Origin of the sequence: Prochlorococcus sp. MIT 1307 (assembly GCF_034092395.1) — a bacterium.
In the GTDB taxonomy this organism is placed as follows: domain Bacteria; phylum Cyanobacteriota; class Cyanobacteriia; order PCC-6307; family Cyanobiaceae; genus AG-363-K07.
This window is the reverse complement of the sequence record NZ_CP139301.1, coordinates 1,705,132-1,717,186: the sequence shown is the minus strand read 5'-3', so window position 1 is coordinate 1,717,186 and position 12,055 is coordinate 1,705,132. Positions and strand designations below refer to the sequence as shown.

Here is a 12,055-nt window from a genome sequence, read left to right as displayed (position 1 = left end):
ACGACTCTAAATTAGTATCTTTATTAAACAGTGTAAATCTAAAACAACTTTCAAACTATCTACATTGAAAAGACAGTTCCGATAAGTTACAAATGAAGGAATCAAACATTTATTAGAGCTCTTGTTGCTTCTCAAATGAAAGAACTTATTAGTAGAAAAACGTTTAAAAACTTTTATCCAAGGAAACGTTTTTTTGATAAAGATTTGAACAAGAAGTTACTATTAAACAAACATCAGGTATTTTCTGAGTTTAATTTCAGTAGTCAAGAGAATGTATTTTAGTGATATGAAAAACAAGAATATAGTTTATTTGTATGAAGTTGAGGAGTTATTAGGAGGCGAAGGTCTATCTCCCTATGACTTAGCTACAATTACTTCCAATGAAGTGAAATGGTCTAAGCAGATTGACGAAAATGATTCAGCTAAAGAAGCTGCCTAGATATAGTTATCTTCAGTAGTTAATCTCACTCAGTTTAATATAAAGAATAATAGCCTCAATAGTTTTTCTTATAATTAAAATGAATCAAGTTCAACGAGTACTATATACTTTAAAATAACTAAATTTATTACTTAAATAATAGTTAGTTAAATCTATGTATAAAGCAAAGTCGGTTGAGGCAAGGCCCATTACTCCAATAAAAGATTTTGAAAGGTCATTGCTTAAAGCAGAGCTTTCCAAAAGTGAAGAAGAGTTAATTGATTATATTAGATTTATAGGAGTTTTTAATCAGATTACATTAAAAAAAGAACTAAATTTAAGTTCAAAGCCACCTATATTATCAATTATTTGTGATTTATCAAGAAAAATTGGTAATTATATGCCAAGTCACTTTTTTAGTGTTCGCAAATGGTCTGAAGCAGTTAGCAAAGATGGAGTTAGATGGGATGGGAATCTGATTTGTAGTATAGTTTGGAACATTGATGGTGAAATGCTGACTCCTGAGGAAGGAACTGCCCAATACCATACTTTTGCCGTGCATAAAGAACTTTTTAAAGGGTTTGAATAATATTTTTTACGTAAATTACATATAATAATTGATTATTATTAAATTTATTTATTTAGAGTTAGAATGCTATTTCTTCTTTTGGTTTCTCTTAGTCCATTCCTTAATGTCAACACTACTGATAGTGGCAGAGTCAATTTTCTGTTCTTCAAGATCTAATTCATCTTCAGGAGGCTCGATCTCTTCCATAGAGTCTTGAAACGGCTTAGTAGCACCAGACTCTGCAGAAACTTTAGCCTCGACTTCTATGACTTCCTCTTCCATAGAGTCTTGAAACGGCTTAGTAGCACCAGACTCTGCAGAAACTTTAGCCTCGACTTCTATGACTTCCTCTTCCATAGAGTCTTGAAACAGCTTAGTAGCACCAGACTCTGCAGAAACTTTAGCCTCGACTTCTATGACTTCCTCTTCCATAGAGTCTTGAAACGGCTTAGTTTCTTTTGGACTGATTAGCGATGCAATTGAACTCAAGAAATCAATAAGGCTAGGTGGTTGATCATTATCACTATTCGCGTTGTTATTTTCTGTTGACCTGCTCAACAATTCCGTGAGCAAATAAAGAAATGCAATTAGCGCAATTAGTTTCATCATACCCTTATTTTATCTCCTGTTATCTTGGAGGACAAGTAAAGTTTATGGCGAATAGAAAATAGACATTGGCACTAAAAATAAAATTTAAGTGTCAACTAATATATTGTTTAGAATCTAAGTTCTAAAATTAAATAGTACAAAACAATTATTTAATATTAGTTTCTTTCTTAAGACTAAAACATCTCTACTAATTAGTTACTTTGCATTTAAATCAATTATCAATCGGTCACAAAGATTTTTCAGCGTCAGCGCCCCATTGAGGCTGAACACTAATCCAGCCTTCCGCTCTCAGACTTTCCCAAACCTTAACTGCTTCTTGCCTGTGCAAATAATCTCTCCGCCTTAATAAGGCCGGTTCATTTGGTATGGGCCTTCCTGAATCTATGAAAACAAAAGGATTTTTATGCCAGCTTTTTTCATCTCTATAAAATCTTTTTGTATCATTTGTACGGCTATTCATTAGCCAGCCTTCTCTTTTCATGAAAGATTAGTCAGATAATTACTAATATCTTGACTTATTTTAAGCATGAATCAAATCTTATCCAATAATTCATTTGCAGATTTTCTATGAGCAATAAAAATAATGCTAAAAATTTACAAGCCACAAAACAGAAGAGTCTAGTCCTACAGTACAATTGAACTAGTCAGTGGGGTGCCGGATGGTTTAATCTGAATCCTCCTGATTGTATTTTTTTTTACGCGACTCTGGAAGTGCTGAAGCATCAAGCAGCTAAACCTGTTCTTAAGTTTGCCAACCTCTGGTATTGCCTATAAAGAAAAGATCTTCGATGCTGCATTAAACAGACCGCCAACTATACGATTTTTAAACACATTAATCTAGATCATCTAGTCTTTTAACTTGCTCTCTCTAATTGGAGTATTGTATAAAAAGCTTTAAAATATCTTTGAAACTTGGAGGAACGTTCACAGCTCAATGTGGTTCTCAGTAAAGAGCTAATTAGAGCAGTCAAAGCTCAAGCCAGAAGACAGGGAATGTCCTTATCTCAATTCGTAAATAGTTGTCTCTTAGAAGCAATTGAGGGAAAATCCGAAGTAAATATAGACCAAAGAATAGTTACATTAGAAGAAGAATTGAATAGCCTAAAAAATGCCTTAATTTCTTCTAAGATTTTATCAGAGAACTTTTATGGTAAAAAGACTAAAGTAGCCAAGTCAAAAATTTCCTACTCAAATGAGGGAGCAAAGTTATATAGCCAAGCCTTGAAAGAAGCATTCAATCAAATTGGACAAGATCTTATGCTAAGCCTAGATTCGACCTGGAATGAATTAAAAAAGCAACCAGCGATTAAAAATGCAGCAAGTATTGACCCTAATTATCTATCCTTTTGTCACGAAGTCTTAAAAGGAAGCCATATTTTAAAAGGGTCAGAAATAGAAGATTCTTTAAACAATTTTCAAAGTTGCCCTTGTAAAGAAGGTTTAAGTCAATTATCAGGAAAGAGTCTTCCAGAACTGGATTTTGCCTTGAATGATGCAGAGGTATATCCAGACTAAAGAGCTATTAATAAATTTTTAGTATTAGCCAATAACGACTATTTTGGATTTAACTCTATATATCTTATATTTCATTCGTGTATCGAAAAAAGAAATCTGACTAAGGTCTATATAAATATTCAGATAGATGCAGCAGCCATTGTTTTTCCAGCTGCAACATAAGGACTAACAACTACATTTGCACCCGCTAATTTTAACTTGTTAGAAGCCTCTTCACTTTCTGCCCTTGCTATCAGGCGACATTCTGGGTGTATACCTTTTGCACTAAGTACAACATACAAATTAGCTGCATCACTTGGTAGTGTTACTACAAGGCTCCGACACTCTTTTATACCACTTAGTATTAATGTTTCGTCAAGGGTTGCATCTGCTTGCAGTACTTTTAAGCCTCTTTCTTCGGCTTGACTCTTAACAATAGTGTCTAACTCCACAATAAGAATAGGCAAATTTTGTGATTGAAGTTGGGTAGCAATTTCTCTACCAATACGGCCATAGCCGCAAATAATTATGTGATTGTGCATTCTTCTTAATACCCTTCTAAACCTTAGCTCCCTCATCTGGCGAAAGTAGCCAGAGTCAGAAAGACCTAATAAGCGTTGCAAGGTTAATTGAACCACAACTACTCCTCCACCTATGATCAAAACTGTGACTGCTCTCCCTGCCTCACTTAACGGCTCTACCTCACCAAAGCCAATAGTAGTAATTGTGATAAGAACCATCCAAAGGCAATCACCCCAATCCCAACCCTCCGTTATGCGATATCCCAGGGCTCCTAATATGAATAATATTGTCAGGCAAATTATTGGGCTTAACCATGGCTTAACAAGCTCTCTAAGCATCAATTTATAAGAGGTCATTCTTCTCATAATTAACGGAATTGAATTAGTCTTCAAATATTTAATCTTTTTATGATTACCACAGCATTAAACCAACTCACAAGGGTGGGAAATAAAAGTGAATGTTTTTTGCATTAACTCTAATCCAAGCAAAACTTTTCCGTATTAACTATTTTCTGCTTAAGAAGATTAAAGTTGTAAGGCGAAGTAAAACAAACATATACAAGTTACATGATAGATAAAGATGCATCCGTAACCCATTCATAATTAATAAAGAGATCTTCAAGAAAGTCTTGAAGATCCATTTTAAATATATCCCTATCTGGACAACTATGAATAATAACTAGGTTCCCATCATCATCTATTTTATATTCTCCCTCAAATGGCTTATGCCAATCTTCCTCCTCACGTTGTAGTTTATAACCTAATTTTTCAATATTATTTTTAAATTGTGCGCTGATAGTGATATGCAACATATGGCGTTCGTCAAACTTACCATCATAGCTTTCATAAAAGTCATCCCACGAATTCAAACAATAATCTCCATTCCTATCTTTGTATTCCATTATCTTATTATGAATCACCAAAGTTCATTAATTTCTTCTGTTGCTAGTGAATGATTCTCAGGTTCTATTTTAATAAGGTCCTTAAAAAGAAGAAGGCGGGATATTGGGATAACTTCTAGAGTTGAACTTCTTTGAAATAATTTCTTGAGTAGAGGTGCCATGAGTATTTAAATTTTATATACACAACTATTACAAGTAAAAACAAAGAAAACAAGTCCCTGGTAGTTTTATTGAATATGAAGTATTTAAAAGATACGCAAACTTCTAAGTAGGAAGTCCAACTAGAGTTGATCTAATTGCGAAAGCCTGGCTCAAGAACGTAATACTTCGGATTTAACTCTTTTAGTGAGATCCATTCACGGAGCTTAACCACCTCTTCTTCTGGTCCATGTATTTCCAATCGAAAAATTTCCGCAATGCTTGTAATGCGTTCTAGAAGATCTGCAACGTTGTCGAGATGTGCAACCAATGACTCAGCATCCTTATATCCCTCTCGACAAAAAGCTTCGCCTTCACCATATGAAAACCCATAGTAAAGGCATCCCATTTCGCCTCTTGTAGTTTCTACAAGATCTTGAGCAAGCTTTTTGAAGCTTGCAAGATTTTCATTGGAGACTTTGTAATAAGGATGAATAGTTACAGCATTGTCACGGAGGTCCATTACTTCTGATGTCTAAAGAGCAAGCAATATCTTAAAGAGGTTAAATCAGCCAAAGAGAAGCCCACACCTGTAAGAGGGTGCAAAAGTCATATTCCCTTTAAGGATATTTGCCATTTTAAACAGATTTGGAAGAGAAAGAAAAAGACCCAAGCATGAAAACCTGTATTAAAAACTGTTAAAATGAAGTAATACACATATCTAAAGAAAAAGAAATATCTTAACTTCGATTTCTCTGGCTAAAGCTCTTTTAGAACTATAAAGCTTAAGGCAAGTGTATCTTAATATTTTAAGCTTGACTCCTCAATTAGAACAGGGGTTAACCCAAAAAATGAAATCATGATGTCACTCCCTTAATATCAACTAAAGGTCTATTATCTAATTTATTAATCTCTTTATGTTGCCTTAAAAGTATAATTAGCTTTTGCCTTAGTGGGAATGTTTATATGATTATTCGTTTGTTATTTTAGCCTGAATGTATAGGAAGCAAAGTGTCCTTCGTTTTTTGATTTGTTTAAAGGTAGTCAATAAATGCTTCATGCTAACTTTGCTTTAAAGTAATTTTTGTACCTTATAGCTCCTTCAAAATTAACCCTCTTAGATCATTGGAGTTTTTTTACTAGAAGTTGGGATTTCTTCTTTCAATAGCCCAGTAAAAGTAAAGTATGCCACCGCCTTTCTTCAAATCAGGCAAGCATTAACGAATTCCTTTAGGTAGGTTTAACCTAATAAGCAGACAGCTAGCCGCAGTGACCACGAAGCAGCTTGAAATTATGGAGTTGTTCCTAAAGGGAAAAGAGTCAATGAGGCTATCGCCAAGGGAAGTAGATGAAAGTCTTGAGGTTGGTATAAATGAAGTGATAGATCTCTTTTTAGATCTTGAAGTATATGGACTACTAAAATGGAGCTCGTTGAAGCTGACAGAACTAGAGCTTGAAAGAAGCACAACAGATATATACCAAGAAATCTACAACTCCTCTGCTCAACTCACAAAACAAGGTAAACTATTTATTAAGGGCCATAGATCACCTAAGGAGGCCGCTTAAGCAGAAGAAATCGAGGGAGAAGCTAAAGATACTATATATAAACCTTTTTTCTTGCTAAGAACTAAACAGAAGAAAGCACTTCTTTGCTAAACCTGGAAACCAAGTCGCATGAATACTGAGTGGATGAGCTATGCAGATTTACTTGACCGTGGCAAAAAAGCACGAATTAGAGGTAATGAGGAATTAGCCAAAGCACTCTTTGAGCGCGCAAAGGAGGAGAAAAACAATATCAACAAAACAAAGGCTGACAAGTAAACCAGAAGGCCTAGCGATCTAAAAACTTTCAGAATTGATCCTAGAAGTTCAATGCCAATAGGAATCTACTGATCAATATGCAATAAGCATGTAATTAAAAGGTTAAGCCTAGCAAAGGAAATGAATCAATTTCATAGCATCCAATCAGAGTATGAGGAATCAATCATTTCAGAGCTAAAGTCGTCTGCTCAAAATAAAAAAATCATCATGATGATTATTATTGTGAATCATTATCTAAAATAAGGTTATACACAATGTTTTCAATCTCATTGATAAAAACAAATAATGTATCGCTATATAAAACCTATAAAGAAGGTTCTCAGGTTTAAGCTAGTCAGATTACTATTTGCTAATGAGTCATGGCTGACTTTTATTGTCCTTATTGCAACCCTAATTATTTCTTCAAAAAGCAACGTCCAGATGGTGTTTTGATATGTGGTCTATGTGGAGACAAGTTAGTCAAAAAAAAGACTTTTAAACCAATTAGACTATTAGGCTTAGCAGCGTGTTTTGCTTTCATTGCTCCAATGATATTAATGCTAAATTCAACTTTTAATCAACAAAAAGTAGATTCACCAATAGAACCTATTTCGTAACATCCAATCAGAGCCTATGTATCTTTATTTAAGGTGAGTGAATTTACTTCAACAAACTAAAGTTAATATAATAAAAGTTTTATTAGGTAAATTGTTTAATCCGATTTTCACTCTTAAAGACTTATAACAATGTGTGGTCGATATGAACTAACAACAGATCTAGAACAACTCCCTAGACCAGGTGAAGCAAAGATTATTGATGGAATTAAAAATCACTATGAGAAACAACCATTAATTAAACCAAATGATCCAGTTCTAGTTCTAAAGCAAGAACATGCAAGAGCTGAATTTTCAATAATGTTATGGGGTTTATTAGCAGATTGGGAGCAAGAGTCCAATCAATAGCCCCAGGCCTCTTAATGCCAGAGCTGAAACCTTGGCAACAAAGACAAGTTTTCGGTCAGCCTGGAGATATAGAAGGTGTCTTCTCCCTGCTAATGGTTTTTTTGAGAAAGGAATGCATATAAAAAGAATGGATCATAAACCTTTTTGGTTGGCAGGCCTTTGGAATAGATGGCTTGGCCCTGATGGAAGTGAAATAGAAAGTTGCACCGTAATAACTACTAAGGCAAACCAGCTGATCAAACCTTTTCATAACAGAATGCCAGTAATTATTTCCACTGAATTGGGAAATGATTGGGTTCAACAAAAAGATGGTCTGGGATTAAGAGACTTAGAACCACTCCTATGTGAATGGAGCCCAGATAATTGGGTAGCAGAAAGGATAGTCAAGGAGAATTCAAATACACAAATGAGCATATTTTGACTTGCTAAGAAAAAATATTACCATGGGAGAATCTCGCCATTAGCATGCCAAAAAGTACCTGAATTGTTAATAGTTAATGAGTCTATCCTCTCAAGAAGTCCATTTACCGAATATTCAACTTGGATCCCTTTAGAAGTAAAGCCAGTCATTCGTGTACTAACTAAGCCAGGGTGTAAAATAGCCACAGCAATTCCATAAGGCTGCAAATCAATAGATAGGGACTTTCCAGCCATACAAAGAGCAACTTTGGACATTCTGTATCCATAGGAGCCTCCAGAAGTATTGTCATCAATAGATCCCATTCTGCTAGTCATAAGAGCAACTTTGCCCCCTTTTCCCATGTGGCTCAGAAAAGCATGAGTAAAGCATAATGGGCTTAATGCATTGACTTGAAACTGGCGAATAACACTTTCAGGATCAAGATTGGATAAAGAGTTAAATTCCGCTATTCCAGCATTTTGAATTAATACATCTATTTGGATTCCAATTAATTTCTCTTTAAGCCTTAAAACTGAGGAACCTGATGTAACATCAACACCAGTTTCAACTCTTACAGCCAGAGCATCTAACTCAGGTGAAGATGTTCTACATGTTGCAATGACCTCATGACCTCTATCTTTAAGTTGTCTGCAATACTCGAGACCTATCCCTCGATTGGAGCCCGTTACTAAGTAGGTAGTCAAAACAGCTTAAATATCTTTCTTGCAATATTTTACATGAAAGGTAAAGAGCCTAATTAATTCTCTCTATCTTGAAATTATTCATACTATAAAACTCAGACTTAACTCGAAGAAACTTTCTCATGAATCAAATTAAGTTTATAAGCAAGGCTTCACAAGCGAATATGAGATAACAACTGAAAAACAATTATATAATTACAGATATTCTGACTTAATTGCACATCACTAAGAGTCAGCGAAAATAATTAACTGTTATAAGCATCCACTAGATAATCATCTCTCAATATATCGAGAAAGCTTTTCAAGAGGCAATGATTCTTCTTCAATAGTCGATTGTGCAAAAGCACTTCTGAGTAAAGAAATAGTAATGAACGAATACAAATCAAAGCATTTAAATCAGATCTATGATTTAAACTGCGATAAACTTTTCCTAAGCCCTAACAAAGAAATTATATGTCTTATTGACTGATTTTCCTGGTACTGGAACGAATCATATTTATCCCCTCATTAAAGTCCTCTTAGTGTGAAAACAGCTAGCAATGTTCAAATCAGATCCCTCTTAACTCCAAGTCTATTGTTGACTGGAAGTACTATCCTAAGCTTTTAGGGCGCGATAGATTAATTTGATAATGCTGAAAGGCAAAAATATTTGATCAATGATTAATTAAATCCATAAAGCTTTTACATTAGTAAATAAGTTGTAGCTAAACAACACTAGACAAAGTAAAAAGCGTTAGAAAGTAAGGTGATGTTTAGGAGTATTTAATCAAATGACTAAAGAAGTGAAGGAAAACAAACTGCTCAAGAAAAGTGGAAAATGGGGTGCAATTCTTGGTATTACTTGGATTGGCCTGAATATTGTTATACCATTAGTCCTGTTGCGTATTCCTGCTGTTCAAAAAATTCTAGTAGTGCTAGAAACAAAACTACCTTTTGATATCCCAGGTGTCGGGTGATTGACGACTAAAATTATTTATTTACTGTCGTGACCAATAAAAGCAACCTATTGCTTTAGAGCTTTCTTGCCTGGATGGCAAAGAAGGTAAAACCAAATAAGTCCCAAAACCAAAATAGAAAAAGTTCTAATTGAATCAAGGCTAGTATCAATCATTTCTATACATTCTTCACCGAATTAACAAGATGATCTTCCAACCCCTCAGGGACTTTTAAATTATAAGTAGCCAATAAGTCTCTCAAAAGTATTTTGCTCTGTATCTTATTTCTTTGTGGGTAGAAAAATTTAAACAATGAAAGCATTGGGAATGCACAAGATAATTAATAGGATTGCGCACCTCTAAACAGAACTCAATAAGCGATTCTTACTAAGTCTCCCGGAACTTAATCCACTTTTTTACTTCTTCGCCAAGGAACTTCATCGCTCACACCTCACTTAGTTGACTCAAAACTTCCTTTCAAGAGTGTATAAAACCAAAATACCCTCACAAGTCCAAAAGCGCCTAAAAATTGTCAATAATTTGAAATTTTGCGAGTTAATTCATTCAAAATCATCCAAACACACAAGAGTCCAAGGTTCGAGTTGCAGGCTGGTCGAACCTTGGACTCCAAGAATTACTAACAAGCTCTTCAGAATCAGCAATATTCAGCCATTTATGTATTCTTTATCACAATAGTTTGTGCAACATCTTACTTGCAGGGGAGAATCAAGAAAGGCAAAGCGGTTGACTCTACTCGCGCTAAAATCTTCTAATACAGGCAAAAAGAGCGGAAATGCCCCTAGTTAAAACGAAATCATAAATGTATGTTATTGCGAGCAGGGCGACAAGGTGCAGCTCTCGGCAAGACTCTCGTACATGTCTACTTGCTGGGCGAATCGTCCAGCAAGTAGACATGTACTCTTCGTTGAGCTAGAAGTTAATTACACGTGATCGCCGAAATGGCACTCTCTGACCTCGTCCCAGTCGTTAAGGGTCCAGCCCTTGAAATAGAGATAGATCCTGGTATCACTGAAGGCCTTGAAGCTCCTCAAGTGGCGAAGATGCAAGATACGATATATAAGATCAAGTCAGGGAATGCTCGATTCATTGTCGAGAGTGCATTCCTTTTGCACGAACTAAGAAATGCAATAAAAGGAAGTAAAAAAAACGATCCTCGACAGTGGTCGAAGTTTAAAAGCAGCAACTTGGTTCCATTTAACAAGAGAGAGATTACTGATCTTGTTGCAGGGTGGGAAGGTTGGCTTAGTCATAGTCAGCTTCCCCCTGAAAAGTTCAATCTTGTTGGCATCAGAACCATCCAAAAAATTGGGGCCGCTTCAGCTGGTATTCAAAAAGAAGTTGAAGCTCAGTTGATGAAGAATGCGCGAGTAACCGAAAAGTATGTCAGGGAGTTAACTGGTGAGAAGGCGAAATCAACAAGAGCTCGCAGAACCTCTGCAAGTCAATCGATGACCATTGCTAAAGCAAAAAGAAGAATAATCGAGCTAGAAAACGAGAATAAGCAATTACGTAACTTGCTAGACAAGTACAAAATTGAATATTCACTAACTTCTGCCCTTAAGAAAAAAGCAAAGGTCTGAATATCAATGATAATGAACAAAAGAAAGCCATATTTCAACCCAGCTGCTGGGGAGATTGTCAACTTGAACATCGAATTTCAGATCTTAGAAAGAGAATTCAAGAAACAGCTGATAAGGACCCATGGAAAGGACAGGAAGAAATCAAAGCAGATCCAAACAGGCTTTCGACACCGTCAAAGTCCTCAGGTGAATACGAAAAAAACTATAGAGATCTTTATTCTTGGAATCTTGTTTTTATTCGCTGCTCTTGAAGAGGCTGAATGGCTTATCTGCTCAGCCAAAAGCAAAGATAAAGAAGCGATAGAAGATTTATCTTCCTGGAATGTCAACACATTATTTACACGTATTTAATCTGTAATAAGTCATAACCTTAAGGGGAACTTAAAGACTCAGAACAAAGGAATTCAGAGTCGCCAATTACCCTAAGAGAAGCTTTATAAATCAAATTAAAGGTCTATGTTATCTCTAGATTCTTCTAACTTCTCATCTAATATTTAAAAAGAGATAAGCTAAATAAATATCCTTCGGCTTTATTAAGCTTTGAAAATATTAAAGGTTTTTAATGTGAAGGAAAGAACAATGAAGGTATAGCAGATAATCCCAATGAAAGAAAGAAATGAGTTAACAACGAAGCTTGCTAAAAAAGCCATTGAACTATCTGGCTCTAGTAGCAGTGAATTAGAGCGAAGCTGCTGGATAGTTGTACATGAACATCGTCATGGAACACGGCCAGTTGAATATGACATTAGAGAGATAGACGAGAATCTTTATTTAGATGTCCTTAACTACGCTAAAAGTTACTTCAAATAAATTTCAAATAAACTTCAAAGAGCAAGCTTAAGCCCATTGTGATGATAGATAGTGCAACTGAGCCACTTGTAAGATAGAGCCACATCAGGCTTTAACGAAAATTACTGAACTGGAGTTTTATGCCTAGTAACACCACTTAGGGGAAGAGGCTAGGTTCTGCCAGGTAGTAATAATTTATGAGGTTTGGAGATCGGTT

General features: G+C 35.4%; 17 protein-coding genes and 1 pseudogene. 12 read left to right on the top strand and 6 right to left on the bottom strand.

The window, feature by feature from the left end:
• The first annotated feature begins 286 nt into the window (after window positions 1–286).
• On the top strand, window positions 287–439 hold the full coding sequence (locus tag SOI82_RS08815; RefSeq protein WP_320667051.1) for a hypothetical protein: 153 nt from the start codon (window positions 287–289) through the stop codon (window positions 437–439).
• 154 nt (window positions 440–593) lie between these two features.
• Window positions 594–1,007, top strand: a complete 414-nt coding sequence (locus tag SOI82_RS08810; protein ID WP_320667050.1) for a hypothetical protein — start codon at window positions 594–596, stop codon at window positions 1,005–1,007.
• A 66-nt stretch (window positions 1,008–1,073) separates the two neighbouring features.
• Here the strand turns inward: SOI82_RS08810 and SOI82_RS08805 are convergent, their stop codons facing one another.
• Together SOI82_RS08805 and SOI82_RS08800 are read right to left on the bottom strand one after the other, a co-directional pair.
• A complete protein-coding gene (locus SOI82_RS08805; protein ID WP_320667049.1) occupies window positions 1,074–1,595 on the bottom strand; it encodes a hypothetical protein in 522 nt (173 codons plus the stop codon).
• A 226-nt stretch (window positions 1,596–1,821) separates the two neighbouring features.
• A complete protein-coding gene (locus tag SOI82_RS08800) occupies window positions 1,822–2,055 on the bottom strand; it encodes a DUF1651 domain-containing protein (protein ID WP_320667048.1) in 234 nt (77 codons plus the stop codon).
• Between the two features lie 452 nt (window positions 2,056–2,507).
• On the opposite strand from SOI82_RS08800, the gene SOI82_RS08795 reads away from it, so the two are divergent.
• Complete coding sequence (locus SOI82_RS08795; RefSeq protein ID WP_320667047.1) at window positions 2,508–3,110, top strand: hypothetical protein; 603 nt, start codon at window positions 2,508–2,510, stop codon at window positions 3,108–3,110.
• 122 nt (window positions 3,111–3,232) lie between these two features.
• Here the strand turns inward: SOI82_RS08795 and SOI82_RS08790 are convergent.
• From SOI82_RS08790 to SOI82_RS08780, 3 genes and pseudogenes are all read right to left on the bottom strand, one after another.
• Window positions 3,233–3,976: pseudogene (locus tag SOI82_RS08790) on the bottom strand (potassium channel family protein); the annotation flags it as partial.
• A 197-nt stretch (window positions 3,977–4,173) separates the two neighbouring features.
• Window positions 4,174–4,512: a hypothetical protein gene (locus SOI82_RS08785; protein WP_320667046.1), complete on the bottom strand. Its 339-nt coding sequence runs from the start codon at window positions 4,510–4,512 to the stop codon at window positions 4,174–4,176.
• Between the two features lie 292 nt (window positions 4,513–4,804).
• Window positions 4,805–5,173: a hypothetical protein gene (locus tag SOI82_RS08780; RefSeq protein ID WP_320667045.1), complete on the bottom strand. Its 369-nt coding sequence runs from the start codon at window positions 5,171–5,173 to the stop codon at window positions 4,805–4,807.
• Window positions 5,174–5,919: 746 nt separating this feature from the next.
• Here SOI82_RS08780 and SOI82_RS08775 point away from each other — a divergent pair.
• The 5 genes from SOI82_RS08775 (at window position 5,920) to SOI82_RS08755 (ending at window position 7,833) form a co-directional block, all read left to right on the top strand.
• Complete coding sequence (locus tag SOI82_RS08775; RefSeq protein WP_320667044.1) at window positions 5,920–6,216, top strand: hypothetical protein; 297 nt, start codon at window positions 5,920–5,922, stop codon at window positions 6,214–6,216.
• Between the two features lie 108 nt (window positions 6,217–6,324).
• Window positions 6,325–6,471 carry a hypothetical protein gene (locus tag SOI82_RS08770; RefSeq protein WP_320667043.1) on the top strand — a complete coding sequence of 49 codons (147 nt, stop codon included), beginning with the start codon at window positions 6,325–6,327 and terminating at the stop codon, window positions 6,469–6,471.
• A 359-nt stretch (window positions 6,472–6,830) separates the two neighbouring features.
• On the top strand, window positions 6,831–7,067 hold the full coding sequence (locus SOI82_RS08765) for a hypothetical protein (RefSeq protein ID WP_320667042.1): 237 nt from the start codon (window positions 6,831–6,833) through the stop codon (window positions 7,065–7,067).
• A 129-nt stretch (window positions 7,068–7,196) separates the two neighbouring features.
• Entirely contained in the window at window positions 7,197–7,412 is a 216-nt protein-coding gene (locus SOI82_RS08760) for an SOS response-associated peptidase family protein (RefSeq protein ID WP_320667041.1), read from the top strand.
• 31 nt (window positions 7,413–7,443) lie between these two features.
• Window positions 7,444–7,833, top strand: coding sequence for an SOS response-associated peptidase (locus SOI82_RS08755; protein WP_320667040.1), 390 nt, complete (start codon window positions 7,444–7,446; stop codon window positions 7,831–7,833).
• A gap of 17 nt (window positions 7,834–7,850) precedes the next feature.
• Here the strand turns inward: SOI82_RS08755 and SOI82_RS08750 are convergent, their stop codons facing one another.
• Window positions 7,851–8,516, bottom strand: a complete 666-nt coding sequence (locus SOI82_RS08750; protein ID WP_320667039.1) for an SDR family oxidoreductase — start codon at window positions 8,514–8,516, stop codon at window positions 7,851–7,853.
• A 767-nt stretch (window positions 8,517–9,283) separates the two neighbouring features.
• Here SOI82_RS08750 and SOI82_RS08745 point away from each other — a divergent pair.
• From SOI82_RS08745 to SOI82_RS08730, 4 genes are all read left to right on the top strand, one after another.
• Window positions 9,284–9,469: a Signal peptidase I gene (locus SOI82_RS08745; RefSeq protein ID WP_320667038.1), complete on the top strand. Its 186-nt coding sequence runs from the start codon at window positions 9,284–9,286 to the stop codon at window positions 9,467–9,469.
• Window positions 9,470–10,395: 926 nt separating this feature from the next.
• Entirely contained in the window at window positions 10,396–11,049 is a 654-nt protein-coding gene (locus SOI82_RS08740) for a hypothetical protein (RefSeq protein ID WP_320667037.1), read from the top strand.
• A gap of 12 nt (window positions 11,050–11,061) precedes the next feature.
• Complete coding sequence (locus SOI82_RS08735) at window positions 11,062–11,400, top strand: hypothetical protein (RefSeq protein ID WP_320667036.1); 339 nt, start codon at window positions 11,062–11,064, stop codon at window positions 11,398–11,400.
• A 252-nt stretch (window positions 11,401–11,652) separates the two neighbouring features.
• Entirely contained in the window at window positions 11,653–11,859 is a 207-nt protein-coding gene (locus SOI82_RS08730; protein WP_320667035.1) for a hypothetical protein, read from the top strand.
• The last annotated feature ends 196 nt before the right edge of the window (window positions 11,860–12,055 follow it).

What these genes read in the sequence shown, in the direction of transcription:
- SOI82_RS08770 (WP_320667043.1), top strand. Translation starts at nt 6,325, where the DNA reads ATGAATACTGAGTGGATGAGCTATGCAGATTTACTTGACCGTGGCAAA.
- SOI82_RS08805 (WP_320667049.1), bottom strand. Translation starts at nt 1,595, where the DNA reads ATGATGAAACTAATTGCGCTAATTGCATTTCTTTATTTGCTCACGGAA.
- SOI82_RS08810 (WP_320667050.1), top strand. Translation starts at nt 594, where the DNA reads ATGTATAAAGCAAAGTCGGTTGAGGCAAGGCCCATTACTCCAATAAAA.
- SOI82_RS08765 (WP_320667042.1), top strand. Translation starts at nt 6,831, where the DNA reads ATGGCTGACTTTTATTGTCCTTATTGCAACCCTAATTATTTCTTCAAA.
- SOI82_RS08735 (WP_320667036.1), top strand. Translation starts at nt 11,062, where the DNA reads ATGAACAAAAGAAAGCCATATTTCAACCCAGCTGCTGGGGAGATTGTC.
- SOI82_RS08785 (WP_320667046.1), bottom strand. Translation starts at nt 4,512, where the DNA reads ATGGAATACAAAGATAGGAATGGAGATTATTGTTTGAATTCGTGGGAT.
- SOI82_RS08800 (WP_320667048.1), bottom strand. Translation starts at nt 2,055, where the DNA reads ATGAATAGCCGTACAAATGATACAAAAAGATTTTATAGAGATGAAAAA.
- SOI82_RS08760 (WP_320667041.1), top strand. Translation starts at nt 7,197, where the DNA reads ATGTGTGGTCGATATGAACTAACAACAGATCTAGAACAACTCCCTAGA.
- SOI82_RS08780 (WP_320667045.1), bottom strand. Translation starts at nt 5,173, where the DNA reads ATGGACCTCCGTGACAATGCTGTAACTATTCATCCTTATTACAAAGTC.
- SOI82_RS08730 (WP_320667035.1), top strand. Translation starts at nt 11,653, where the DNA reads ATGAAAGAAAGAAATGAGTTAACAACGAAGCTTGCTAAAAAAGCCATT.
- SOI82_RS08745 (WP_320667038.1), top strand. Translation starts at nt 9,284, where the DNA reads ATGACTAAAGAAGTGAAGGAAAACAAACTGCTCAAGAAAAGTGGAAAA.
- SOI82_RS08815 (WP_320667051.1), top strand. Translation starts at nt 287, where the DNA reads ATGAAAAACAAGAATATAGTTTATTTGTATGAAGTTGAGGAGTTATTA.